Annotated in this window: 29 protein-coding genes; 5 read left to right on the top strand and 24 right to left on the bottom strand. The window is 35.2% G+C overall.

The annotated features are described in order from the left end of the window. Positions 1 to 204: 204 nt before the first annotated feature. Complete coding sequence (locus F0460_RS04475; RefSeq protein ID WP_150010657.1) at positions 205 to 627, bottom strand: hypothetical protein; 423 nt, start codon at positions 625 to 627, stop codon at positions 205 to 207. 466 nt (positions 628 to 1,093) lie between these two features. On the opposite strand from F0460_RS04475, the gene F0460_RS04470 reads away from it, so the two are divergent. Next, positions 1,094 to 1,516, top strand: a complete 423-nt coding sequence (locus F0460_RS04470; RefSeq protein WP_150010655.1) for a hypothetical protein — start codon at positions 1,094 to 1,096, stop codon at positions 1,514 to 1,516. A gap of 2 nt (positions 1,517 to 1,518) precedes the next feature. Here the strand turns inward: F0460_RS04470 and F0460_RS16425 are convergent, their stop codons facing one another. From F0460_RS16425 to F0460_RS04440, 6 genes are all read right to left on the bottom strand, one after another. Then, positions 1,519 to 1,635, bottom strand: a complete 117-nt coding sequence (locus tag F0460_RS16425) for a UvrD-helicase domain-containing protein (RefSeq protein ID WP_150010696.1) — start codon at positions 1,633 to 1,635, stop codon at positions 1,519 to 1,521. Between the two features lie 867 nt (positions 1,636 to 2,502). Further along, entirely contained in the window at positions 2,503 to 2,967 is a 465-nt protein-coding gene (locus F0460_RS04460; RefSeq protein ID WP_150010653.1) for a hypothetical protein, read from the bottom strand. A 199-nt stretch (positions 2,968 to 3,166) separates the two neighbouring features. Then, a complete protein-coding gene (locus F0460_RS04455; RefSeq protein ID WP_150010651.1) occupies positions 3,167 to 3,643 on the bottom strand; it encodes a hypothetical protein in 477 nt (158 codons plus the stop codon). Positions 3,644 to 3,812: 169 nt separating this feature from the next. Further along, positions 3,813 to 4,391, bottom strand: coding sequence for a hypothetical protein (locus tag F0460_RS04450; protein WP_223810759.1), 579 nt, complete (start codon positions 4,389 to 4,391; stop codon positions 3,813 to 3,815). 131 nt (positions 4,392 to 4,522) lie between these two features. Beyond that, entirely contained in the window at positions 4,523 to 4,924 is a 402-nt protein-coding gene (locus tag F0460_RS04445) for a DUF3124 domain-containing protein (RefSeq protein WP_150010647.1), read from the bottom strand. A 580-nt stretch (positions 4,925 to 5,504) separates the two neighbouring features. Next, positions 5,505 to 5,843 (bottom strand): antibiotic biosynthesis monooxygenase family protein, encoded by a 339-nt coding sequence (locus F0460_RS04440; protein WP_150010645.1) that lies wholly within the window; start codon positions 5,841 to 5,843, stop codon positions 5,505 to 5,507. A gap of 138 nt (positions 5,844 to 5,981) precedes the next feature. Here F0460_RS04440 and F0460_RS04435 point away from each other — a divergent pair, with 138 nt between their 5' ends. After that, a complete protein-coding gene (locus F0460_RS04435) occupies positions 5,982 to 6,335 on the top strand; it encodes a winged helix-turn-helix transcriptional regulator (RefSeq protein ID WP_150010643.1) in 354 nt (117 codons plus the stop codon). 171 nt (positions 6,336 to 6,506) lie between these two features. Here the strand turns inward: F0460_RS04435 and F0460_RS04430 are convergent, their stop codons facing one another. The 6 genes from F0460_RS04430 to F0460_RS04405 form a co-directional block, all read right to left on the bottom strand. Next, positions 6,507 to 7,253 carry an SDR family oxidoreductase gene (locus F0460_RS04430; protein WP_150010641.1) on the bottom strand — a complete coding sequence of 249 codons (747 nt, stop codon included), beginning with the start codon at positions 7,251 to 7,253 and terminating at the stop codon, positions 6,507 to 6,509. A gap of 384 nt (positions 7,254 to 7,637) precedes the next feature. After that, positions 7,638 to 8,027, bottom strand: coding sequence for a RidA family protein (locus tag F0460_RS04425; RefSeq protein WP_150010639.1), 390 nt, complete (start codon positions 8,025 to 8,027; stop codon positions 7,638 to 7,640). Positions 8,028 to 8,105: 78 nt separating this feature from the next. Beyond that, on the bottom strand, positions 8,106 to 8,678 hold the full coding sequence (locus tag F0460_RS04420; RefSeq protein WP_150010694.1) for a Crp/Fnr family transcriptional regulator: 573 nt from the start codon (positions 8,676 to 8,678) through the stop codon (positions 8,106 to 8,108). 35 nt (positions 8,679 to 8,713) lie between these two features. Beyond that, entirely contained in the window at positions 8,714 to 9,625 is a 912-nt protein-coding gene (locus tag F0460_RS04415; RefSeq protein WP_150010637.1) for a helix-turn-helix domain-containing protein, read from the bottom strand. A 75-nt stretch (positions 9,626 to 9,700) separates the two neighbouring features. Further along, the gene (locus F0460_RS04410; RefSeq protein WP_150010635.1) at positions 9,701 to 10,438 is read right to left on the bottom strand and encodes an SDR family oxidoreductase; all 738 of its coding nucleotides are present in this window, start codon (positions 10,436 to 10,438) and stop codon (positions 9,701 to 9,703) included. Between the two features lie 4 nt (positions 10,439 to 10,442). Beyond that, entirely contained in the window at positions 10,443 to 11,354 is a 912-nt protein-coding gene (locus tag F0460_RS04405) for an NmrA family NAD(P)-binding protein (RefSeq protein WP_150010633.1), read from the bottom strand. A 114-nt stretch (positions 11,355 to 11,468) separates the two neighbouring features. Between F0460_RS04405 and F0460_RS04400 the strand changes: the two genes are divergently transcribed. Beyond that, positions 11,469 to 11,726 (top strand): hypothetical protein, encoded by a 258-nt coding sequence (locus F0460_RS04400; protein ID WP_150010631.1) that lies wholly within the window; start codon positions 11,469 to 11,471, stop codon positions 11,724 to 11,726. 292 nt (positions 11,727 to 12,018) lie between these two features. Continuing rightward, the gene (locus F0460_RS04395; RefSeq protein ID WP_150010629.1) at positions 12,019 to 12,549 is read left to right on the top strand and encodes a sugar O-acetyltransferase; all 531 of its coding nucleotides are present in this window, start codon (positions 12,019 to 12,021) and stop codon (positions 12,547 to 12,549) included. Positions 12,550 to 12,866: 317 nt separating this feature from the next. Here the strand turns inward: F0460_RS04395 and F0460_RS16490 are convergent, their stop codons facing one another. The 6 genes from F0460_RS16490 to F0460_RS04365 form a co-directional block, all read right to left on the bottom strand. Beyond that, complete coding sequence (locus F0460_RS16490) at positions 12,867 to 13,253, bottom strand: hypothetical protein (RefSeq protein ID WP_262714202.1); 387 nt, start codon at positions 13,251 to 13,253, stop codon at positions 12,867 to 12,869. 435 nt (positions 13,254 to 13,688) lie between these two features. Next, on the bottom strand, positions 13,689 to 14,525 hold the full coding sequence (locus tag F0460_RS04385; RefSeq protein WP_190304091.1) for a retropepsin-like aspartic protease: 837 nt from the start codon (positions 14,523 to 14,525) through the stop codon (positions 13,689 to 13,691). 548 nt (positions 14,526 to 15,073) lie between these two features. Beyond that, entirely contained in the window at positions 15,074 to 15,379 is a 306-nt protein-coding gene (locus tag F0460_RS04380) for a hypothetical protein (protein WP_150010625.1), read from the bottom strand. A 360-nt stretch (positions 15,380 to 15,739) separates the two neighbouring features. Continuing rightward, positions 15,740 to 16,648: an NmrA family NAD(P)-binding protein gene (locus F0460_RS04375; protein ID WP_150010623.1), complete on the bottom strand. Its 909-nt coding sequence runs from the start codon at positions 16,646 to 16,648 to the stop codon at positions 15,740 to 15,742. 39 nt (positions 16,649 to 16,687) lie between these two features. Next, a complete protein-coding gene (locus F0460_RS16285) occupies positions 16,688 to 18,802 on the bottom strand; it encodes an NtaA/DmoA family FMN-dependent monooxygenase (RefSeq protein WP_150010621.1) in 2,115 nt (704 codons plus the stop codon). A gap of 13 nt (positions 18,803 to 18,815) precedes the next feature. Further along, positions 18,816 to 19,520, bottom strand: coding sequence for a nitroreductase (locus F0460_RS04365; RefSeq protein ID WP_190304090.1), 705 nt, complete (start codon positions 19,518 to 19,520; stop codon positions 18,816 to 18,818). A gap of 102 nt (positions 19,521 to 19,622) precedes the next feature. Between F0460_RS04365 and F0460_RS04360 the strand changes: the two genes are divergently transcribed. Next, positions 19,623 to 19,973, top strand: a complete 351-nt coding sequence (locus F0460_RS04360) for a winged helix-turn-helix transcriptional regulator (RefSeq protein ID WP_150010619.1) — start codon at positions 19,623 to 19,625, stop codon at positions 19,971 to 19,973. Positions 19,974 to 20,128: 155 nt separating this feature from the next. On the opposite strand, the gene F0460_RS04355 is transcribed toward F0460_RS04360, so the two are convergent. The 5 genes from F0460_RS04355 to F0460_RS04335 form a co-directional block, all read right to left on the bottom strand. Continuing rightward, complete coding sequence (locus F0460_RS04355; RefSeq protein ID WP_150010617.1) at positions 20,129 to 21,238, bottom strand: UvrD-helicase domain-containing protein; 1,110 nt, start codon at positions 21,236 to 21,238, stop codon at positions 20,129 to 20,131. A gap of 133 nt (positions 21,239 to 21,371) precedes the next feature. After that, the gene (locus F0460_RS04350) at positions 21,372 to 21,668 is read right to left on the bottom strand and encodes a hypothetical protein (protein WP_150010615.1); all 297 of its coding nucleotides are present in this window, start codon (positions 21,666 to 21,668) and stop codon (positions 21,372 to 21,374) included. A gap of 3 nt (positions 21,669 to 21,671) precedes the next feature. Continuing rightward, positions 21,672 to 21,998, bottom strand: coding sequence for a hypothetical protein (locus F0460_RS04345; protein ID WP_150010613.1), 327 nt, complete (start codon positions 21,996 to 21,998; stop codon positions 21,672 to 21,674). Between the two features lie 158 nt (positions 21,999 to 22,156). Then, positions 22,157 to 22,624, bottom strand: a complete 468-nt coding sequence (locus F0460_RS04340; protein WP_150010611.1) for a hypothetical protein — start codon at positions 22,622 to 22,624, stop codon at positions 22,157 to 22,159. A 304-nt stretch (positions 22,625 to 22,928) separates the two neighbouring features. Further along, complete coding sequence (locus F0460_RS04335; RefSeq protein WP_150010609.1) at positions 22,929 to 23,474, bottom strand: hypothetical protein; 546 nt, start codon at positions 23,472 to 23,474, stop codon at positions 22,929 to 22,931. Between the last annotated feature and the right edge of the window lie 12 nt (positions 23,475 to 23,486).

Raw genomic sequence — 23,486 nt, 5'->3', positions numbered from 1 at the left:
TGTAAAACATTTCCCCATTCTCTTATTTCTATTTCCCATTGAAACAAATAGGAGGGCAGTTGTTATTTACAGATGTTCATATTAACTGGTCAAATATAGATAAAGTTTGATTAGTGATAGTTCTATTATTAATTAGCTGTTTTAATTATTGGAAAAAAGTGCTTTTAATGTCTTTTTTTATATAAGGTTTTGTGTAAGCAGAGTTTACTTAGTAAGCTCTTCTATTACAAAACCATCTTCGAAGTTCTCTTTTTTTAAAAAGAATAATGGTAAAAATATAATAAAAATCAAAAGTAAATTTACACCACTATTTAGTGATAGTAATAATATAATAATAGACGCTATAAATGCAAAACCTATAAAAGCGCCTAAAGCGAACTCATAAGTTAAATTAGAATATACATTTAGAAATTTAACACTATTATTCCCATTTTTAATAAGAAAGCTTTTAGAATTATTTTTACTTGATATTTCTATCTTATTGAATTCATTATTTAAATCTATTTCAATTTTATTTCTTGTAATATTTAATATATGCGTTTGTTCATCTTCATTAACTGTTATAGTATAATTTTTATCTTTTAAAAAGATGTTTTTACTCATTCTCACAATTAATTTATTTGTCATGTTTTCTAGCTTGTTATATGTAATTACTACTTCCGTGGCAAAAGCCAGTTCTATTTGCTAATTTAAAAAAAATAATACAATGTGGCTACATTTTGAGACTGAAACCTGTAACTAAACACAGTTGAAATGTATACATTATAATTATTAATTTGGGAGTTGTATTTTAATAGCTTCCCCTTTCTGTTTAATCTATCTACCAACTTCGCTTCCTATTATCTTTCCTCAAATATAATCTTTATCTTATCGTATTTGCTTTGAACGCTGCACTCCCTATGAACCCTAAAACTATCCATTTCAATATCCAACACCACAACTTTTTCTAAATTAGTTTATTGCCAGTTATTATACATAAATTTTCATTTTGTCGTTTTAAGTATTGTTTATATAACTATATAAACACAGTTGCGAACTGTAATACAATAATTTAAGTGGTTAATTCGTTGATTAAATTAAAAATAGGACAATTATGTATTTTAGAAATTTTATTGCAATTTTTCTGGGTTTAGTTTTAATAAGTTCATGTTCTAAAGAAGATAACGAACCTCAGACAGAAAATCTAAATAGATCCGAACTGCTAGTAGGGAAATGGATAACTATTTATGGCGGATCAAGCCCGGATAGTCTGGTGCCCTCAGATCCAAATTATTCATTTATAGACGAGTACAAAAAAGATAGAACCGGTACCTCTACATATTTGTACGATTCTTCTGTAGAGCCTTTTACATGGGTACTTTCGAAAGATCAAAAAATCATGACACAGACAAGAGAATCTGAAGGAGAGACCTATACATTCGATGTGGAGTTTTATTCTTTTGAAAGGGATAAATTTATAATCAAGGATAACGAATTTAATAATGTTAGCTATGGTGTGTTTGAAAGAGTAAAATAAAATCATTCAAATACTTGCACTTTACCCAGTATGGTAAGTGTTTTGCCCGATCCCGCTCCGGCTATGATCAGGTTCGAATATTCGTCTGTAACAATCGCCGTCCGTTGCTGAGCCCGCAGTTGCTGAGTTTATCGAAGCATCGAAGTATTGAACTGAACACTTCCCTAGTTACCTTTTGAAATCAAAAACAAAATATTTCAATCCAAACGGATTAAAAGCGGTATTTAAGCTTTAAGCGAGTGTCAAAACGGTGCAGTTGTCGTTAAAACACATAGGGTCGCGTAAGCGATCGTTCCGATGGGTTAGACAACAAACAAGATTTTGACCGCTTGAAAGCTTGACCGCAAAAAAAGACTTTTGGTTCTTTTAGTCATAAAAGAACAGAAAAACCGAAATAGATCTCTTACTGCAATGGAGATCCCGAAGCCAAATATACCTATTATACCCGTGGTTGCTGAGTTGACCGAAGTATCGAAGTGTCGAAGCATGGTTGCTGAGCCCGTGGTCGCTGAGCTCGCCGAAGTGTCGAACTATCGAAGCATCGAAGCATGGTCACTGAGCCTGCCGAACTATGGTTGCTGATTTTACGGTTAGTGAGCCCGCCGAACTATCGAAGCATCGAAGCATCGAAGCATCGAAGCATGTTTGCACGGGTTGATTTTATATTGGTCAAATATAGATAAAGTTTGATAATTGCTGTTAAATCCTATAATATATAGTAAATTTACTAAAGTGGTTGTATTGCTACTGATTTAAAAGATATAAAAGTACTACATAATATTTTAGACATTCGATCTGAATATTTTTCTTACAAAATCTTTATTTTTTGCTACCGATTTACAAGCATATAGTAAGATTCCTGCTGTTCCGTTCACTGGTATTAATCTCGTGACCTCCGGGTAAGACGACCCGAGGGCTCTGGCCGAACAGAGCGAAGCTAAAGCTTTGTTACTAGGCAAAGGGTTTTTATAATCTAACTAACTTTTTTAATTAGGATTTTTCAATACTCTATCTTTATTTCCACTCCAAGAAGTTACATAATAGTTAATACAATCATAATCAAATTTTTCAAGTTTCTGTCCACTTGCAATAAAATTAATTTCTTCATAAGTTAATAGAGTAGAAGCTCCGCCACCAGCACAAACTACAAATAATTCTTCATCTAGAATTTTATAAAAATATTCTACGGCAATTTTCATTTGTTCTTCAAAATCTTGTCCGCTAAATTGATCAAAATGACAATGGTAAGTACCAAATCCAACAGTTAGTCTGTTATCTTCGCTACTTAAATATAAATTTGAAGGACTATTTTCGTTTTCGGTAATAAATTCTAAAAAAATATAGTTTTTTCCAAAATCGGAAGGTTGTAATGATATATTTTTGAGTAACTCACTATTATAAATTTTCAGATACTCATAGACTCTAATTGAATAATCATTTAATTCACTCAAATTGATCATAATATTTTTGTATTTTCAACCTAATTTTAATTCGAATTTTTTTAACATGTTGCCCAACGTTCAGTTCGGCTACTTGCCTGTTGCGGAAAACGAGCAGGATATTTTCTGCTAACGAAAACAAAATTAATAAATTAAAGCTTTATTTTTTACCTAAAAACCGCACTGGCAATTACCGGCGCTTAGGTGTTGTTTATTCTAATTTGACAATCAATTTATTATTACAATAAAAACCTTCTTTATCTGCCTGAATCATTCCTGAAAAATTATTAGCTACATAGGACATTAATTCTCCATTTACATCGTAACCTTTGTCAATAATATCAGTTATAGGTAGTTGTATACAAACAATGTAATATGTTTTATTTAATTGGCTTATTACTTTTTTCTTATTAAGTTGTAGAAAGTTAGGCTTTCCAATAAATTCTAAAAACTCATTTACTTCTTCTTCAGCGAGTCCGTGTGACTTTCCGATTTCATTTAATTCTACCAGTAATGGCAATCTTTCAGAATCATAGATTAACTCAAAATCTGTCCAATCCGGATTTTCTAGATCTTTTTCATCTAAGTTTGATTTAATGTCAAACCCGACAGATTTTAGATTATTTATTAAGTCGATAATTTTTGGTTTTCTTTTGCTTGAGCAAAATACTCTTGTATAATATCCCATGATGGCAGATGCTTGTTTAAATAACGCCTAACGTTTTGCCTGTAACTGACAGTCGCGGATCAAAGCGAACTGAGTATTCTCACCCAAGATAGAACTTTCTTCGTGATAACAAAAGTTCGTATTACTAAAAAATCCGCTATTGCAGTTACAGGTTGTTAGCGGTTGTGTTTTATTTATTTCTTAATTCACGCCACTCCTCCCAAATTTCTTCGTATGCTCCAAGTTCAAACTCGTCTCTAGGTAAAATTTTAGGAAGACTTGATTGATAAAATTCTTCTACTTTGTCAACAAAATCATAAACCATTTTTTTATAATCTTCTATTTTAAGTATTGCAGAATTACCATTGTCTGATGTATGTTGAATTAAATCTTTAGTTAAATGGGTGATTGTCCAATCTATTCCAACGGGACATCCTGAAATTGCTGGTCTTAGATTTTTATCAAAGTATGTAACAAATCCGCAACAAGGTAATAATTGGCTATCGTAATTACCTTTTTTATAATTCTCGCTCAAACTCCGTAAAAGATACAAACCGGCGGCAGTAACTGTTACATCTAAAGTGTTTTCATCGCAGACAATCTCGCCTCCAATTTTTACATAAACATGACCATGAGCATATAAGTCATTTTCTTCATCGCCACTTTTAAGCCAAAATAAATCAATAAGCTTTATTTCAAAATTGTTTTTTTGCAATTTCTTTTCTTTTAAATAACAGGTAACGTTATTACACTTGCTGATGGCGGGCATCTATAATCCGAAACTTTCAACTAAAATACAAATTTCTACCAAAGCATAAAACGTGAATTTTAGGCTTTCATCAAAACCATAAAAAGATCGAAACGATGAGATAAACCCTTGTTAATTGTAGTTATTTATTTTTAATTCTTCTTCTTAGAAGCAGCAGTGAATATATATTTTTCTTGATCATTTTGGTTTGTGATCTTCATAATCTCAATTGTATCTTTCATTAAATTTTTATGATATTTCCCATCTAAAATTCGCCAATTGTAATGTCTTATTGAATCAGGTCGTACTTTGCCATTTAAAGATTTCATTTCACTCGGATTTTTGAAACTTACAGATTTAATATAAAGTGAATCGTCTGGATTAGCATTTCTTATTTCAAATGTTTTATTCATAGACATGCAACGAACACTCAAATTTAACTCATTATTCCCGTAAATTTCTTTATAAGTATGTTTGTGAGGAGCACCCGTAATCCCTAAAACACAAGAGTTTAATGTCATTATGATTAGTATAAAAGGTATTAATTTTTTCATATTTTATTTGTATGGATTGTGGTTCTAATATTACGGACAACTTAATGATCAACGAATATAATCACTTTTTTTATTCCCTTTTCTCATTCCTATTAAAATCAAAAAACATAATAATCAATCCACACAGATTCAATGCGCCATTGGTATCAAATCGACAATTAAATTGTTGAAGCAAGCGTAAACTAATCAGTTGTTCGGTGAGCCTGTGGTCGCTGAGCTCGCCGAAGTGTCGAACCACGATCAGGTAGCTTCAAAAGTTCAATTCGACCGTTTAAAAGGTCGCCGCAAAAAAAGATTTTTATTCAAGCGTAACTATTTTGTTTTAGTTTTCTTGATTACTTCGCCTTTATCTATGGCGGTAAAGAGACTATTGAGTTAGGCTCGTAGTTGATACTTTTGATCTCTCAAAACGTAAGGTTCACGACTTCCAAGCTGTAAAATAAAGCCTGGGCGTAAAAGTATATTAAACCGAAATAGATCTATCACTAACAATGGAGATCCCGAAGCCAAATATACCTATTGCAAATAATCAATTCAACGTTTCAACAATCTCCGGTCACTGAGCCCGCGGTTTCTGAGTTTATCGAAGCATCGAAGCATGGTTGCTGAGCCCGCGGTTAAATTTCGCAAAAGACTGGTAAACCGACGGCTCACGTACGATTTCCATATCTACCAATAGTTGTTCCCATTCCAAGACGTAAGGTTGTTTAAGGGTTACGTTCATAAAGTGGTCGATGTCCTCATTCCAAACTTCATAAACAAGAAATTCTTCTGCCTTCTGAATATTCTGATGAATGGTTGCGTGTACAAAATTTTCCTGCTGGCTTACTGTTTCAAAAAGGTCAGTAAGGGCTTGTTTAAATTGTTCGTGGTTATCAGGTTTTGCTGTAAATTTAATTGCTAATGTAAACTTTTCCATTTTTTATAAGGGTCTTAATTATATTAATCAACGTTTTATAATTCGTCTCATTTTCGTATGCAAATATATCGACTATTTGTTTAAATTTGTAACGAAGTATCAAAAAGTAACTGTAACGTTTAGGTAACAAAGTAACAAATGAAAGACATAAAAACGACAAGCAATTCGTGTGACGCGCACGTGAGAGCCGTAAATGACGCAATGTATGTGCTGAGTGGCAAGTGGAAAATTTCAATCTTGGCGTCACTCTGTTTTAACGAAAAAAGGAGATTCACCGATCTGCTAAATGATGTAAGCGGAATATCCAATAAAATGCTGAGTAAAGAATTGAAAGAATTAGAAATTAATAAACTCGCCCAAAGAAATATTCTGAATACCCATCCTGTAAGTGTGTTGTACGAACTGACGCCTCACGGCAAAAAATTGACATCGGTGATTCGGAATCTTTCAGATTGGGGAACAGAACATCGAAAAGAAATTACCAAAGATTAAAACAGACGAAAAAAAGTAAAAATCCCCAACATTTTCTTATTGGGGATCTACTTTAATGTTGCAAGTTTCGCTTAAACAAGTTGTTTTAAAAAGCTCCTGTTTTTTTATAATATTTTTTCAAACCGAAAAAGAGCAATATTGCGCTCCACATCTTGAATTAATTATAAGGAATTATTTAGTTGCATAATTTAAATAACCCCCGTCAGCGATAATTTCAGTTCCGGTGATGAAACTTGCGGCATCAGAAGCAAGAAATAAAACGGTTTGAGCAATTTCCGAAGGTTCTCCCAATCTTTTCAATGCTGTCACGCTAGCAAAGTGCTGTTTGATTTCTTCAGAGATCACACTGGTCAGTCCGGGAGTAGCCGTTGATCCAGGGCTTACAACATTTACCCGGATATTTCTTTCTGCTAATTCATTAGCAGCAACCTGAGCAATTTTATTTAAGGCTCCTTTGGTAGCGGCGTATACACTTGTCCCTGCATTGGCCGCTGTTGCCGCTGTTGAAGAGGTAATTATGACCGAAGCACCATCAGCCAAATGAGGGATTAATTTCTGTAGGGTGAAAAAATGCCCTTTAACGTTTGTGTTAAATTGGCCATCAAAATCTTCTTCTGTCATTTGCTCAATTCCTTTAAATGTTCCTATTCCAGCATTTAAAAATAATACATCTATTTTATCGCCACTTTCAGCAATAACCTTTTCCAAAATGGAAATTTCTTCCAGCTTGGATGTATCTGATGTAACGGTTTTTAAATTTGGACTGTTAATTTCAGCGGCAGCTTTTTCCAGTTTTTCTGCGGTCCTTCCAGTGATCCAAACTTTCGCTTCAGCATTGATGAATGCTTGCGCAGTGGCAAATCCAATTCCTGTAGTTCCGCCTGTTATAACGGCTACTTTGTCTTTTAATTTGTTCATTTTATTTTAATTAAATCTAAACGGAGATTTCTCTTCAGAACAATTGATTTCAACAATACCGATTTTTCATTATTAAAAATATGAGTAATTAAGATTCTGCATTGTCATTCGGTTGAAACTCCGTTTAACTGTTATAAATTCTGAGGCAAATGTAAATCAATTAAATTTACTTTAGTAACTTTGTAACTAAAAGTTACTGTAACAAAATCCATACTTTGTAACTTCAACGTTACCATATTTTAATTTTTGGAGAGTAGAAAAATTGAAGAAGGGTAGTCCTAAAATTCCTCCAAATAAAACGGGATATATCTGAAAATACATAAATTGTCAGCAAATCATTCAAAAAAAAGAAGCTGACCTTTTAGGCCAGCCTCAAAATAGTAATTACTTCACTACAGTTGCTTCTAACTCCACTTTCAAAGTTTCAAAAAGGGTCTTGACTTCTAAAACAGTGCTAGTTTGCTGTATCTCATTTTTGGTCAGCCATTCCTGAATCACATCAAAGTTTTCAAATAACTCGGCAGAATTGGTATGGTAAATATTGAGACGGACAATGTTTTTTATCTCATAACTGCTTGCAAGAATTACTTTTTCCAAATTTTCAATCGTATGAAAAATTTGGGTTCTCATATCTGCATCACTCGAAATTCCGTCATCACTGATGGCGGTCTGTCCTGATACATAAAGCGTTCCTTCAGGATTTTTAACTTCTACTGCCTGCACATAGTTTCTGGCGTCCTGCCATTTCCAAGGATTGATTACTTTCTTTTGCATTGTTTTAAAATTATTGTAATGCAAAGCTCAGAATATTCTTGCTGCAGGGCGTGTGACAAACCTCACAATTTGCAGCTATCAAGAAATTAAGCGGCTGAGGGTTTCTCTTGAAACTCCTAAGTATGAGGCAAGAAGTGACTTTGGAATTCTCTGCATTAATGATGGACTTTTCGCAAGCAGCTGTTCATATCTGTCTTTGGCTCCCAACGTCAGAAAGGATAAAATACGTCTCTCGGAACCAATATGCCCTGCAATGGATTTTTTTAGAAAGAAACGTTCCATCTTCTGCAAACCGTTGCAAAGCTTTTCAAAATCCTCCAGCGATAAACGTAGAACCCTGGTGTCTTCTAGACATTCCAATGTAAGCAAAGCATTGCTTTCAGTATAATAAGCCTGAAAATCGGTTTCCCACCAGTCCTCCATAGCGAATGAAACAATGTGCTCTTTAGCCTCTTTATCGGTATAAAAAAGTTTTAGAAGGCCAGAAAGCACAAAGTATACATATTTCACCGGATCGCCTCCAGTAAAAAGAGTTTCTTTCTTTTTAAATTTTTCGAAATTAAAATGTTTGCTTACAAAAGCAAATTCCTCATCCGTGAGCTGTACAATTTTTTCGATGTGTTTTCTTAGTGAAGTGTAGTCGTCGTCCATCATCTTTTATCTTTAAGTTACAGGTTTCTCTTCTATTAATTAAAAGATTGCCTGAATTCCAGCGGCGTTTGGTTTGTCTTGCTTTTAAAGAGTCTTGTAAACGACTGCGGGTAATCAAATCCCAGCTGATATGCAATTTCAGAAACAGAAAGATCTGTTGCAGACAATATTTCTTTGGCATTCTCAATAATTCTCTGATGAATATGTTGTTGTGTGTTAAGTCCTGTTAATGAACGCAACATATCGCTCAGATAATTTGCAGAGACATTTAACTGTTCCGCAAAATACTGAACACTTGGAATTCCGTTTTGTTCCTCATTTTCATTATTAAAATAAATATCCAAAGCATTTTCAAACCGCTGAATTATATTCTGATTTACAGCCTGGTAGGTTGCAAACTGCCTCTTGTAGAACCGGCTGCTATAGTTAAGGAGCAACTCTATTTGCGAAATGACAACATCGTGACTGAAATCATCAATTCTGCTTTTGAGCTCTTCGTCGAGAATTTTAAAAACGGAAAACAAGGTCTCCTTTTCCTTTTCGGAAACCCGTAATGCTTCATCTGTATTGTAGGAGAAAAAGCCATAATGCCTGATTTTTTTTGAAAGAGTGTAAGACAAGAAAAAATCAGGATGCACCAACAGAATGTACCCGTTACTTTTCTTATTCGAGGGTTTTTCAAATAACTGCCCCGGCGCTGTAAAAACCAGGCCTCCTTCACCGAAATCATAGTGATGCTGTCCGTATTTTGCCTGCCCGATAGTATCTTTATAGGCGATTTTATAAAAATCGAGCACCAGAAAATCGGGCAGGGGTCTATTAGGCATTTCCATGTCTTCAATACGAATAAAACTCACCAGCGGGTTTTCGGGTTTGGAAAGACCAAATACCTGATGGAATTCTGATAATGAGTTGAATTTGTATATTTTATTTTCTTTGCCTTTCATCTTTTAAAAAAGGATTACAGATAATAATTGGAATTAGGGATGATACTGCTATATCTTACAAAAATACTGAATTAATTACCAGGGTGTTTCCCCTGTTTCAGGATTATATTCTTCACTGATAAATTTACCGGTAACATCGTCATTTCCAATCATTGCGTATTTGGCTATTCTTTTTCCTCCCTCTTCGGCGGTGCCCGTACCTCTGTGACCATTGAAATCCGTCGCGACAAAACCGGGGCAGACCGCATTGACCTTGAAAGCGGTATCCCGTAGCTCATATGCCAGATTGATCGTGTACATATTCATTGCTGCTTTGGATGCCGGGTATAATGCTGCCTTATGGTTGTAATACTTCCAATTCGGATCGCAATGAAGTGTTAGTGAACATCCGCTGGATGATACGTTGACAATTCTCGGTTGGTTTGATTTTTTTAGTAGATCCATAAAAGTCTGGGTAACCCTTATCACTCCGTAAAGATTGGTATCCATTACTTTTTGAAAAGTTTCTGCCGATGCTTCCAGAGCTGTCTGAGGAAATCCACCATTAATTCCTGCATTGTTGATGAGTACATCTAGAGTTTCTGTTTTGCTTTTGATTACCTGCTTGGCAGATAATATCGATGTCATATCCGTGACATCCAATTGGATAGCTTCAACATTTTTAAATCCGACTTCATTAAGTTTTTGCACAGCAAGTTTGCCATTCTCATAATTTCTGCTTCCGATGAAAACAAAATAACCGTTTTCTAAAAGCTGTTTAGCCGTCTCAAATCCAATTCCTTTGTTTGCTCCTGTAATTAATGCTTTTTTCATCTTATCAATTATTTTGTTGGTTATATTCAGCTGCAAATTCGGTTGCAAAATCGTTAAGTTTTACTTTTCCTAATTCAGGTTTATTCAAGTAAAAATCATCGTAGAGACTTCCATCTGCCTGAGCTTTCTGCATGGCAACCAAACCAGTTGCTATCCATTCATTAATACCTGCCGACAGCATCTGTTTTAATAGTTCTTCAGAAGAAATCACTTTCCATTCCAAGTCTGAGTTACCGATAGCTTTTCCTAAAACCCTTGCAATTTCATTGGGTGAAACTTCATCACTGGCAAGATAATGTACAGTTCTTCCATTGAATGGCTTTTCCATTTCTTTAGCAACAGTGGATGCTATATCATCAGGAGAAACCCAAGGTTCTTTCTGGTCGCCACCATAACTTTGAACTATTGCACCTTGTGCTTTTATCATGGGGAGCCATCGGTAGATGTTTGTGAAAAATCCAACAGGACGCATAAACTTGATGGATACTTCTTCGGGAAGTGTTGTTAAAATATTTTCAACGGTGTGGTGAACCAGAAGGCTGCCGGTTCCTTTTTCGGAGTGCGCACCCACGCTGCTCAAATGGACGATCTTTTTGACACCGGAATCTTGAACCGCTTTAACATAATTATGGGCAATGTTTTTGAATTCTGCTACGAAGTCTATATTCTTATCGAAAAGGCTTCCTATCGCTTCCCAGGCTTCCATCAAATAAACGATATCTGCGCCTCTAAATGTTTGGGTTAAAAAATCGGCGTCTTGAATGCTTCCGATTGCTGGAATTGCATTTAGAGCTTCTATATCAGAAATTCTTTCTTGTTTACTACTTATGACTGTTACTTTATGTCCATTGGCAATCAATAATTTTGTTAATGGTTTTCCGATGTTCCCTAAAGAGCCAGTTATTACAATATTCATATCTTGATTTTTATACTTGCAAAATTGCATCAAGCTTTGAAAATAAAATTAACGGAATCAGGGTTATCCTAAACCAAAACAAGGGTAATCGAGGGACATTTAGAAGTTGCAGAAATGCTTACAGCGGTTACAGGAAAACGAATTGAAACCAGAACAGTAACAGTGGAAGAAGCTGTACAACTTGGTTTTTACGAACCAGCTGCTCATAGCCACGTATGGCAAAACGTTGAAGGTTATAAAGTAGACCCGCAAGAAGTAGCAGAATTCGGAATTGAAACAGAATCGCTGAAAATTTATTTGGAAAGAAATAAGTCGCTACTTTTGGCGGGTTATAGTCAGGTAAAATTAGTTGGATTCTTTATAAAAAAATGAAGCTTAAATTACATTAAATAAAAAATAGCTTCTGTGTTACATTAAGAATATGATGTAGAAGTTATTTAATTATATTTGAAGAGACGAATAAAAATATCTATGAAACTATTACATCCTAACAAGGATTTTGCAATAGCGGGTCAAAAGTGCAAAGTTCAAAGATAGATCTGCTGTTCAACTTTAGTGAAATTTTGAAGATTTGTACTTTAATTGAGTTACCATCGTAAAGACCTAAAGCATAATAATTGCTATTAAAGTCTCAAAAAACGATGATTGATAAAAATATATTTATATGGACGAAAGAATAGAATATAAAAGAAACGATTCAGCTCTGGCTACCAAATTTAAGAAAGCAGGAAAGTTAATTCAGCAATATAATCAAGTTGATTATGATAATACTGGTTTAAAAATTTCAATACTTACTGAATTGTTAGGTTCATTGAATGAAGGAATTAATATTGAGCATAATTTCCATTGTGACTTAGGATATAATATTCATGTGGGTAAAAATTTTTATGCTGGATATAATTTCACAGTTTTAGACATGGCTGTAGTTCGAATAGGAGACAATTGCCTGATTGCTCCAAATGTCGGACTTTATACGGCAGGCCATAATATAAATCCAATAGATAGGCATAAGTCAGGTCATGCTTCACCAATATATATAGGAAATAATGTGTGGATTGGAGGTCATGTAGCTATAGTTGGGGGTGTGACAATTGGAGACAATTCTATAGTAGCTGCAGGTTCAGTGGTGATTAAGGATGTTCCTCCAAATACTATTGTAGGTGGAAACCCTGCTAAAATTATTAGAGAAATTTAAATTACCACTTTATTTCATATCTTTGTAGCGGATAAGAAATTAAACTTTAGCTGTTATTCCATCATTAGAGAAGAGATTGGGAGTAGTAGTGTTTCTTTTGCATCAGAATGCATACTCTAATATTTGAATGTAAACTCATTTAAAATATTTAGATATGCAAAAAAAAAACCTTTTTTTACTGCTTTTAATTCTTGGAATCGGTTTTTTTGGGAATTTCTTTTACTTTCGTTAAAGTTGGAATAGGTTCTGGCTCCCCATATATTTCTCTTTTATAAATTTCTTATTGCATTTGTAGTACTCAGTACTGTATTCTTCAATCACCTGAAGAATATCTCCAAGAAAACTGTGAAAATCGGATTTTTAATTGGAATTCCCCTACTTGCTGGAAATTTTTTACAATCAATAGGACTTAAATACACTACGGTTTCAAACTCGGCATTTATTACAGGTATGGATGTATTATTAATTCCAATTCTCAAATTTGCAGAAAACCAATCTGTTTCTAAATATTTTCCAATTCTGTTTGATTCAATTTCATAATAGTCGATTATTTTGTTCAGTCTTTTAGATTCATTTTCTGATAAAGCAAAAATTTCATTTTTGTCGTAATCTGAAATATCAGAATTATTCACTTTGTCAAATCTCCATCCCAATGTGAAATCACTCAAAGGAATAATTTCTTTTTTGTCAATTTGTATATTCAACTTTCTTGCGTTTTTGCTTAAATATAATGTCGCACAATTTAATCATTATCAAATATAATAACTTTTCCCCATTTCCTTGGTCAGTGAGCCTGCGGTCGCTGAGCTTGCCGAAGTGTCGAACTGTTCCCATTTCCCATTGAAAGAGTAGGAGGGCGGTGGTTGTTTGCAATGGTTGATTTTATTTGGTCAAATATAGAGAATGTTTGATAATATTATTGTGATCGATTATTAATCAGCAGGCATAATATACTTTGTGACAGATTAATAGAGTGGGGAAAGAACAAATAAGCAGCCGTAATTGCGGTATGCAACAAGCTGCTTAAAATTGTATTTTGGGTTGTATAAAACAGTACAACAATGTGTCACGATAATTTTATTATTAAAAGGGCATAATAAATTAGCGTTTTTACACAGTTTATATCAGCTGTAATGTAATTAGTCAAGTATATACATCTTTTTGTTTTTCAAACTTATACCAATTTTATTTCCAAACCAGTTAATACTTGTTTTTCCTTCGTATATTAAGCCTTCAACAAAAATTACTTTTGGATTTTTTAATGTTACAAATTTATTAGAAATACTATTTATAGAACCTTTGTAAAATTTGGTTACAAATTTTTCATCAAACTCACTTTTCTTTTCACTTAATTCTAGTTTTGACTTATCCATTTTAAGTATGGAAATTAATTTATCACTCAACCAAAAAGAATCATTACCAGCGCCAGAGTCCAATAAAACTTGCACGCTATATTTATCGTTTAATGAAATATAGGTTATAATATCAGTTGATTTGTCTGCATTTGTGGTTAATTGAATATCAAAAGATTTTGTTATGTATTCTTTTGAAAAATCGGTTAATACAATTTCTTTTTTACTGTAATCTATTATGAAATCAGTGTCATGAAACATCTGAAGTGAAATTAAACCATCAATTCCATCAATTTTCATGTCAAAAGTAGAATAAGGAACTTTAATGAATTTTTTTCCTGCAAATTCAACTTCCTCGTTTTCAAATAATGGAATATCAATTCTTTCACCTGTTGCACGATAACCAGTAAAAAAATTATAAGTTGACTTTTGTTTTAAATCTTTAGCAAAATGGTTAAAGAATAAATTAATTCCACCACCCGTGTCAAAAATAAAATTTCCTTCTTTACCATCTATTTTTGCTTTGGCAATAATATGTCCAGATGGAAGGACTTGAATTGATGTGTTTTGTGCAGAAATTTGAGTAAAAATGACAAGTGATAATAATGATAAAATTCTTTTCATACAGTTTATTTTTGACATTTAAAGCTTACACACAAATATACGAACTTGTATTTATGTGGTTCATTTTTTAATGTTCTCATTTAGTAGTTTTTTATCGTCTATTTTTGAAGAAGTTATTTATTATGTGAACTTTTGATATATAAAATGCGGACTTTTATTTATTCCACAGTATTCCATATTTTTGATCAGATGTTATTAGTTTATTGTTTCTGATATTACTTAAAAGCTTTGCGATTTTTAAAATTCTCTGCTTCCTATAGTTTTTCGTAAACATTTTTAACGGCAGAATTATTGCTAGATAGTACCGCTACGCTATGTCCGTTAATAACGGCATTGGCTATAATGTCGCACAATTTAGTCATCAACTAATATAATAACTTTTCCCCATTTCCCCATTCCCTATTTCCCCATTCCCTATTTCCCATTGAAACGAGTAGGAGGGCGGTGGTTGCTGAGCCCGCGGTTGCTGAGTTTACGGTTAGTGAGCCCGTCGAAGTCTCGAAGCATCGTAGTTTGCACGGCTTGATGAACAATATAAAATAGTTTGTCTACTCAATCGTAATTCTATAATAACCATCTTGTTTGGTTGACAATGTATTTTCAATTAAAACCTCATCAATTGTATAACCGTTGCCGTTATTTTTTATTTTTGATGATCTAACGTTGAAATTAAATGACTTCAAGGAATACAGAATTATGTATGCAGTATAATTACTGGTTTCATCGTGCCAACCTAAATTTAGTAGTGCTTTATTATCTGCTGTAATTCTTACATTTATTTCTAAATTGTTTCCATTGCCCAGATCTTGCATTTGAAATTCACGTTGATGAAATAGGTAATAAAATTTTACCATTTTTAAATATACAAACTAAGTAATTATTTTTATCATAAAAACAGTATGATGAATCTTACATTCCTAGCTTGATTTAGAATCATTTATATAGCAGTATAAGTCCGAATTTATAATTAAAAAAACCAAAGCAATTCATGTTACTTTGGTATTTTATTCCCTTTAGCCTGGATTTTTTAAAATCATAATCCATTCTTGTAAAAATAATAGAATATTTTGAGAATTTTACATACAGGATTTTACAGTCAAATCGTCTATATTAATCTATAAGGACAGGATATGTTTCTATACAAAAGCTCCGAGATTCCTCGGAGCAATCAACAATAATCACAGACAGATTTTATGCCTGTGAATAAAATTTTCCTATTTTTTTTCATTGGCAGAGGCTGCCAATAGATCTTTGTTTTCAGTTAAAAACTCTTCCAAAGTTTTTGCAGGCCTGCCGAGGATATATGGAATATCATTTTGAACCATAGACATATAAGACATTCTGCCATCCAGCATTTGCTTGACAAATTCGATATTAGCGCTCGCGTACCATTTGTCGGCACCGCCTGCTATCCAGTTTCCGATCAGTTCCTTAAATTCTTCAAGTCCCTTTTCTTCACATTTGATTTCAAGTCCCGTGACTTTGCTCATCAGCTGGGCGATCTCCTGGCCATTACGGCTTTCCACACTCAGCCAATAATCTTTCCCTGCATGGCGTTCAGGACCATCTACAAGCACCTGTGCGGCCACTGCAGCAATATCACCTCCAGCAATATATCCAACCCTGCGGTCTTTCCAATAGGTGGTATAAGTCAAGTTTTTCGGAATATAAGCGCCAGTTAAGGCTTCCATAAACATATTAGGATGAAGGTGTGTCCACGCAATACCGCTCGCTTCAATATATTTTTCAATCATCTGATGCCACGCAAAGTGAGCATCCGTAGTATCCCATTCAGCAAATACACCAACGTGAACAATATGTCTGACACCGGCTTTTTTAGCAGCATCAACTAACGTTTTACTCTGCGTAAGCATACCAACGGTGTAGCCGGTCAGCAAAAATACGCGGTCTACACCGGCAAGAGCTAACGCAAAAGTAGTGGGATCATCAAGGTCAAGAAACCTGCAGTCTTGACCTTCGCTGCGAAGCTTGTCCACTTCTTCCTGTTTTCGCGAAGTTATCCGTACGTTGACATCTTTATCTTTCAGGTCTTTTACTACCTGCTTACCGATTGTTCCGCTGGCTCCTAGAACAAGAACTGTAGGATTTGAATTATTTTCCATTTAAGTTATTTTAAAATTTGTGTTTGTGATACGTAGAAACTATTTACCTTTTCCTTTTTGATGTACACGGTTTCCTGCTAAAATTTCTTCGTATGAAGGCCAGGTATCCTTACTCATCAGACTATTCATGATAGAATCTCTGATGGCAGGAGCTTTTCCTTTTTCAGCGCTGTCCAATGCCTTTTTTAATTCTGCTTCATCCAGTTCTGTACAATAGGCCGGAGTTCCCGGCTGTTGTCTCCAGGATTCAGACAAGTTTCCACCATCAACGGTGTCAAAACCTGTGATATCAACTATTTGAGCAACAATCTTCTTATGTTCCTCATTATCGCCTGCTGTAGAAATGGCTATTCTCCCTTCTGTCCCGGCTGCTGTGCCCTTATGTTTTAAGGTTCCTTCCAGAATATTGTTGAACACTTTAATAAGCGGTCGGTCTAATATGCCTGAAATATATTCGCTTTCCGTGATCTCCTCCAACTCTGCAATGTCGCCATCTCTGAACGGATAATAATTTGAGGTATCCATCACCACCACATCCTGAGGCACCTCTTTTAGTAAGTCCTTTGGCAGATCTTTATACGCATTGAAAGGCATAGAAAAGATGATGGCATCAACATCTTTTACCACATCCTGTAGTGTTGCGGCTTTTGCGCCCAGATCGGCTGCAATTTTTTCCAGTTCAGGCATTGCCCGTGTATTGGTCACTTTCACACTGTGTCCTGCTTTAGATAGTTTCTGAGCCAAAAGACTTCCTATGGCTCCTGTTCCAACAATTCCTATTTTCATATTCTTAAATTTTATAATTAATAATTTTATATTTGAAACCCGTGGGTCAATTCCATATTGTTCAGGGGCACCGATATGCTCTCTTAATGTTGTGCCTTCATAGTCTTTGTGGAAAAGTCCACGTTCCTGTAAAATCGGAACTACTTCATCCACGAAAGCATCAACTCCGTCATCCAGTATATCGGGCGAGATCCAAAAACCATCGCAGGCTCCGGCCTCAAACCAAGCCTGCATATGATCTGCAGCCTCAACACCCGGTCCCACGATCGAGGGGTGATAATCAATAATTCCATGTGCAATAATGTCCTTCAGACTCCAGCCTTCCTTCGCAATTTTAAGGGCGTTGGCAGACCGGGGATCATAAGGCGATGGACGCGCCGCCTGCAATTGTTCTTGGGAGAGCGGTTCATTTAGATCGTTACCATCCAGTCTGATACCCAGCATCTGCTGAAGATACGCTACACGTTGTGGGAGAAGGTGTCCCATGAGCTGCAACCTTCGGTCTAGCGCTGTGCGACGGTCTTTAACGATGGTGGTCATCATTCCTGCGATAAACTTGATCTCATCAGGATCACGTCCATACTTCTTCGCTGATTCACGAAATGCCTTGCGCTGCTGTATGCTGTCTTCAATTGTGAACGCAGCTCCGATCACCACATTTGCAAACCTTCCCGCCAACTCATGAGCGTTCGGACTCGCGCCCGCATGAAAAATGATTGGCTGTCCCTGTTCAGATGGCGGAATGTATAGCGTACCTCTGGCATTTACATATTTCCCTTTTAGGCTGATGGTCGAAATCTCATCGTGCTTCGCAAACTGACCGCTTTCTTGATCGTGTACCCATGCATCTTTTCCCCAGCTTCCCCAAAATGCCTGAACCAATTGAACCACTTCATGAGCACGACCATAACGGTCTCTGCTTGAAGGAATGGTTTGTCCGTAGATCGCAGCCACATCATTACTGGTGGAAGTAATGGCATTCCAGCCCGCTCTGCCGTGGCTCATGATATCGAGTGCCTTGAACTGTTTCGCCAATGTATATGGCGCATTGAACGTGGTTGAACCTGTAGCGACCAAGCCAATCCTTTTCGTTTCCCTTGCCACGGCGGCCAAGGTCATCATTACATCGAGATTGAAGTTCGGCGCTTCAGTTTCGAGAAGAGTGGAATCATCAGTGAAAGGACCATCCGGCAGGAATATGAATTGAAACTTCCCACGCTCTGCCGCTTGTGCGTGCCTAACGCGGGCGTCATAACTTGTGTAGCTTGTCGGATCAACGCCCGGCGTGCGCCATGCGCCCGGTTGAAAGCCGTAACCATTGCCTGAAGTCAGACCGATGATCATTTTTCTATTTTTGACATTTTCCATTAGTACTTGCCTATTATTTATGAAAAGTGACATTGCTGGAAATCGGATCTCTTCCTAACTTAAATGAATTGCCTGGTGAATTGGGATCGGCGTAGCCAAATGAAATTCCAAACAACATTTTAAACTCTTCAGGCACATTTAAGATTTCCCTTATAGTTCCTGCGAAAAAGCCGAGTGCTGTCTGCGGGATGCCTGCAAGACCATGAGCGGTAAGCGATAACAAAAAGGTCTGTCCATACATTCCAATATCACCACCTACACGTACATTATCACCAAACGACGGCATAAATGGTATTGCAATATGTGGCGCATTGAAAAATGTATAATTCATGTCTGAAATTTCTTTTCGTCCCTCTTTATCTTCACGTTTGACATCAAACGCTTCATACATGGTCTGACCAAGGTTAAAATGCCGCTCTTTGTATTGGCCATGATAATCATCTACGTCAAAAGTAAAATCAGGAGAAAATCTTCCTGCTTTGTTTTCTCTTACCAAAGCTTCTGACAATTCTCTTAACTTATTTCCTGAAATGATGTGCGTTTCCCAGGGCTGAGTGTTGCAGTTGGAGGGTGAATACTTTGCATCATCCAATACGGAAGTAATGATATTTTCTTTTACAGGTGTATCCAAAAATCCACGGCAGGATTTTCTTAATCGTAACACCTCTTTAAATGTATAATTGCTATGTATAATGTCTTCCGTCATATTTCTATCCATAATTAAAACGATTTTTTATCTTGATACAAATTTCCGATTAAATTGCTTTACTTTGTATAGTTCTTTCCTCAAGGAAAGTGTATTTTTTATTTAATTAATATTATGGCAGTTAAAAGAGGTTACAGCAATTGCATTGACACGATAAAACCGGTACGTGATTTTTTAGATGTAATGAGCGGGAAGTGGAAGTTTCCTATACTAGTATCTATAGGGGTAGGAAATGATAGATTCACCGATATACAGGATAGCATTCCGGGTATCACGCCTAAAGTCTTGGCTAAAGAATTAAAAGAATTGGAACAACATCAACTTATAAAAAGAACAGTTATTGATGATTATCCGGTTAAGATCCTATATACGAGAGAGCCTTACGCAGATACATTAACACCAATAATTTATGCTATGAAAGACTGGGGTATTAATCACCGTGAAAAGGTTTTTGGCGCAAGATAATTATAATAAGGGCGCGATTAATAGTAGCAACGTAGTAAGTGGTGAGCTGACTTTTTAAGTCCTAAAATACAGCTGAATCTGATGTAACAGACAGTGTATGCCGCATTTTGATCCTTCTTTTCATCCGAAATCGAAGATTAACTTCGTTCAATCGCTTAGCTCGAGTCACGACTTCCAAGCTGTAAAATAAAGCCTGGGCGTAAATGCTCTAAGTAAAGGTTGTATTCCGTCAGGTAAAAATCGGGGCGGTACACCTCCGTTCCATACGGATACGCTTTTTCATACTCATAGTCAATCCCGTTCAAATACAGGTAGTTGGCAATCATCAGTTCTTCCACACTCTTTACCCGTTCGCCCTTCAGCGTGTCGTGTATGGCGTTCGTTACCATATTCAAAGGCTCGCATTTCTCCTTCAGGGTCACAAAGTCAATGCCTTTTTCGGTATCTGTCTTTTCTCCCAATGACCCGTAGTGGTCGTAATCTTCCGGAATGTTCATATAGCAGGCAACATACTGTATGTAGGCTTGCAGGGCATCGGTATCGTTAAACAAATCTTCCTGTAAATACGTTGTAACCACACTGCTCAGCGTATTTTCATTGGTAACAACGGGTACGGCTTCATAATACGCTTTAATAAGGTCGTATCCCAGCTTGTGAAAGGTGGTGGCTTTGGTATTAAGGTTTATCTTTTGCAGTCGGTGGTTCAGCTCCTCTACGGTTTTTTTGGTGAACGACAGTAATAGGATCTCGTTCGGATCGATCTTTTTCTGTTCGATCAAATACTGCACTTTACCCAAAATGGTGAGTGTTTTGCCTGATCCCGCTCCGGCTATGATCAGGTTCGAATATTCGTCTGTAATAATCGCCGTCCGTTGCTGATCGTCCAGTATCTTGCCCTCAATATTGTTAAAATAACCTTCCAGTTTTTCTTTTTGGGCTGATACATAGTCTTGGTTGTAGTGTTTTATGTATTCATCCCAATCTCCGTAAATAGCATTAAACTCCTTTACTATAGGCTCTTTTTTGTAGTAGTCGGTTTTGTTTTTAAAGTAGCGCCCTGCCAATGCATATCTGGTTTTTATACCGTCTCGCGCTACCCAGGTAACATAATCGTTTAAACTGTTTACTTCTTCAATAAATATTTTTATTGTTTCAAGATGCTGAAGATAGTCTGGATGCTCATATTTTTTCTTTGCGGATTGATGTCGAATCACAACAATAGCAATTAGAAGGATGCAAAGGAGTAGGAGGGCGGTTGTTTGCATGGGTTAGTTTTAATTGGTCAAATATAGATAATGTTTGATGATATTTATTTGATAGATTAACAGAGATAAGAGGCATCATTTTTCAGCAAGATAATTGTAAAATAGTGTTTTAAAGACTTCATCTAAGCAGGCGTTATTTAATTTTCTGTTTTATAGCTTCAAAGTTTTCTTCTAAAAGTAATTTATAGAATTCTTTTACTTCTGACCAATCTTTCGCTTCGTAGCTAATTTCATTTCCATCAAACACAATTGCTAAATTTAAAAATTTGTCTGTTTCAATTACATTTTCATCATCTGTAATAACGGAAACCCAAAATACACTGTGTTCATCATCAGTTTCTTGAATTTCTAATATTGCTTTTTCAATATCAGAAAAATCAATATTCTCTTTACTGTATCCGCCAAGATACTGTATATAATTTTCACTCATAGCTTAACTAATATAATCCCAAAATTTATCCATTGTATCATTTAAATAATAACTTAATGCAAATTTCATATTTTCATTTTCAGTTATTTCAAGAATTTCTATTGACAAGTCTGGTCTAAAAGCCCAAATCCAACAAAGTATTTCATCTTTTGATGGTGGATTATTATCAGGAATAAATTCAATAGATCTTTCAGTAACTCCAATAGTATTTGCTACAATACAATCTACAATTGGTAATCTTTCGTCGAAACTCCCGAAATCAACAATTTCATCAAACAGTATTTCAGATGGATATTTTTTGATTAATTCTTTTAGTGTCACGTTATTCATAATGCTTTATAACGTTTCATAGCTTGCCGAAAGGGGGAGCACAAAAGTTCAATAGAATTACTGCTTTTGAACTTAAATGACTTGTCCTGTCTTTGGGAGAAATGCTCAATCCAAGAACTTCAGCTCGCTTTATGCAAACTCTCGTTAGCTGATTTTTTTTATTTCGTTAATTTATCAAGCCTAATTACATAGTAATAATTAACCTTTGTTATTGGAACATTATTTTTGTCAAGTTCATAAACATCACCTTGAAATCCTCTCAATGAATCACTTTCTCTTGAATACTTCCAGTCATTGGATTTTGGATATTTATTTTTCCAATAATTGCTATCTTGCTCACTCATTCGATAAATAATAAATCTATTATTTTTTACATGGTCATTCACTTTTAGATTTTCCAAAATTAATGTGTCTCCATTAATTTCGTATATTCCGGAATAACAATTTGGATTAAAAAAATCACCGTCACAAAATTTATATGAATTGTCATCATATAAAGTGAAAAAAGTTGCTCCGAAACCACTTTCATTTGGTCCAGCAAAAAAAACTTCATTTTCTTTTGATTGTTGATACTGTTTACAGCCATATAGCAATGAAATAAATATGACTTGAAAAATATATTTCATTTTACAAATAGTGTTTTATAGAATTACTGCTAACTTTTTAATTCACGAATATAATAACTTTTCCCCATTTCCCTGGTCAGTGAGCCTGTCGAACTGTTCCCATTTCCCATTGAAACAAATAGTAGGGCGGCGGTTGCTGAGTTCATCGAAGCATGGTTGCTGAGCCCGTGGTCACTGAGCCCGCCGAAGTGTCGAAGCATGGTTGCTGAGCTTGCCGAAGCATGGTAGTTTGCACGGGTTGATTTTAGCTAGTTAAAATGAAGCTGGTTTTTATCCCAAGCGATATTTTTCGTAAGCAAGTTTTTTATTCCTCTAATTTTACAAATTTGTATTTAAGAGTATCCAATAAATAGAATTCAGGCTTACAATAAGAACAATCTTGAATATAATAATCTAAACTATCTGGAGGATTTATAACTAGTAAACGACTATTTTTTTGAAATTTGTAACCCACATTTGCAGACGGAATTTCAATCAATCTTCCATTTTCTGCATTTATTGCTATTCCAACTTGACAAGGTGAACCACAACCCCAATAATTTAAAACATATTTTCCTGCAAAATTAATTGGCTCTTTTTCATATGTTTGATTTATCATTGTTTTATATCTTATTGAAAAATCATTTTGGTTCGTATTCAGTTTTATTTTAGAATTTTTATTTTCAATAGTGTTTGAGGGAAATTGCTCAAAATTGTATTTAGAAATAAATTTGATTCGTTCCGTGTTAGTTTTATTTGGTTTATTTTGTGCTGTTTTTTTTATCTCAATTGTAGAATAGGGTTCTTTTCTATTGCATCCAATTATTATAAATATTAAACTTAAAATACAGTACAAAAATTTTAATTTCATATCATTAATCAA

The sequence above is a fragment of the Paenimyroides baculatum genome, assembly GCF_008629655.1.
Taxonomy (GTDB): Bacteria; Bacteroidota; Bacteroidia; order Flavobacteriales; family Flavobacteriaceae; genus Flavobacterium; species Flavobacterium baculatum.
Note: the sequence above shows the minus strand (reverse complement) of the source record. Positions and strands in the feature narration are given on the sequence as shown.

What these genes read in the sequence shown, in the direction of transcription:
- F0460_RS04475 (WP_150010657.1), bottom strand. Translation starts at nt 627, where the DNA reads ATGACAAATAAATTAATTGTGAGAATGAGTAAAAACATCTTTTTAAAA.
- F0460_RS04470 (WP_150010655.1), top strand. Translation starts at nt 1,094, where the DNA reads ATGTATTTTAGAAATTTTATTGCAATTTTTCTGGGTTTAGTTTTAATA.
- F0460_RS04455 (WP_150010651.1), bottom strand. Translation starts at nt 3,643, where the DNA reads ATGGGATATTATACAAGAGTATTTTGCTCAAGCAAAAGAAAACCAAAA.
- F0460_RS04450 (WP_223810759.1), bottom strand. Translation starts at nt 4,391, where the DNA reads ATGCCCGCCATCAGCAAGTGTAATAACGTTACCTGTTATTTAAAAGAA.
- F0460_RS04445 (WP_150010647.1), bottom strand. Translation starts at nt 4,924, where the DNA reads ATGAAAAAATTAATACCTTTTATACTAATCATAATGACATTAAACTCT.
- F0460_RS04440 (WP_150010645.1), bottom strand. Translation starts at nt 5,843, where the DNA reads ATGGAAAAGTTTACATTAGCAATTAAATTTACAGCAAAACCTGATAAC.
- F0460_RS04435 (WP_150010643.1), top strand. Translation starts at nt 5,982, where the DNA reads ATGAAAGACATAAAAACGACAAGCAATTCGTGTGACGCGCACGTGAGA.
- F0460_RS04430 (WP_150010641.1), bottom strand. Translation starts at nt 7,253, where the DNA reads ATGAACAAATTAAAAGACAAAGTAGCCGTTATAACAGGCGGAACTACA.
- F0460_RS04425 (WP_150010639.1), bottom strand. Translation starts at nt 8,027, where the DNA reads ATGCAAAAGAAAGTAATCAATCCTTGGAAATGGCAGGACGCCAGAAAC.
- F0460_RS04420 (WP_150010694.1), bottom strand. Translation starts at nt 8,678, where the DNA reads ATGGACGACGACTACACTTCACTAAGAAAACACATCGAAAAAATTGTA.
- F0460_RS04415 (WP_150010637.1), bottom strand. Translation starts at nt 9,625, where the DNA reads ATGAAAGGCAAAGAAAATAAAATATACAAATTCAACTCATTATCAGAA.
- F0460_RS04410 (WP_150010635.1), bottom strand. Translation starts at nt 10,438, where the DNA reads ATGAAAAAAGCATTAATTACAGGAGCAAACAAAGGAATTGGATTTGAG.
- F0460_RS04405 (WP_150010633.1), bottom strand. Translation starts at nt 11,354, where the DNA reads ATGAATATTGTAATAACTGGCTCTTTAGGGAACATCGGAAAACCATTA.
- F0460_RS04400 (WP_150010631.1), top strand. Translation starts at nt 11,469, where the DNA reads ATGCTTACAGCGGTTACAGGAAAACGAATTGAAACCAGAACAGTAACA.
- F0460_RS04395 (WP_150010629.1), top strand. Translation starts at nt 12,019, where the DNA reads ATGGACGAAAGAATAGAATATAAAAGAAACGATTCAGCTCTGGCTACC.
- F0460_RS04385 (WP_190304091.1), bottom strand. Translation starts at nt 14,525, where the DNA reads ATGAAAAGAATTTTATCATTATTATCACTTGTCATTTTTACTCAAATT.
- F0460_RS04380 (WP_150010625.1), bottom strand. Translation starts at nt 15,379, where the DNA reads ATGGTAAAATTTTATTACCTATTTCATCAACGTGAATTTCAAATGCAA.
- F0460_RS04375 (WP_150010623.1), bottom strand. Translation starts at nt 16,648, where the DNA reads ATGGAAAATAATTCAAATCCTACAGTTCTTGTTCTAGGAGCCAGCGGA.
- F0460_RS16285 (WP_150010621.1), bottom strand. Translation starts at nt 18,802, where the DNA reads ATGGAAAATGTCAAAAATAGAAAAATGATCATCGGTCTGACTTCAGGC.
- F0460_RS04365 (WP_190304090.1), bottom strand. Translation starts at nt 19,520, where the DNA reads ATGGATAGAAATATGACGGAAGACATTATACATAGCAATTATACATTT.
- F0460_RS04360 (WP_150010619.1), top strand. Translation starts at nt 19,623, where the DNA reads ATGGCAGTTAAAAGAGGTTACAGCAATTGCATTGACACGATAAAACCG.
- F0460_RS04355 (WP_150010617.1), bottom strand. Translation starts at nt 21,238, where the DNA reads ATGCAAACAACCGCCCTCCTACTCCTTTGCATCCTTCTAATTGCTATT.
- F0460_RS04350 (WP_150010615.1), bottom strand. Translation starts at nt 21,668, where the DNA reads ATGAGTGAAAATTATATACAGTATCTTGGCGGATACAGTAAAGAGAAT.
- F0460_RS04345 (WP_150010613.1), bottom strand. Translation starts at nt 21,998, where the DNA reads ATGAATAACGTGACACTAAAAGAATTAATCAAAAAATATCCATCTGAA.
- F0460_RS04340 (WP_150010611.1), bottom strand. Translation starts at nt 22,624, where the DNA reads ATGAAATATATTTTTCAAGTCATATTTATTTCATTGCTATATGGCTGT.
- F0460_RS04335 (WP_150010609.1), bottom strand. Translation starts at nt 23,474, where the DNA reads ATGAAATTAAAATTTTTGTACTGTATTTTAAGTTTAATATTTATAATA.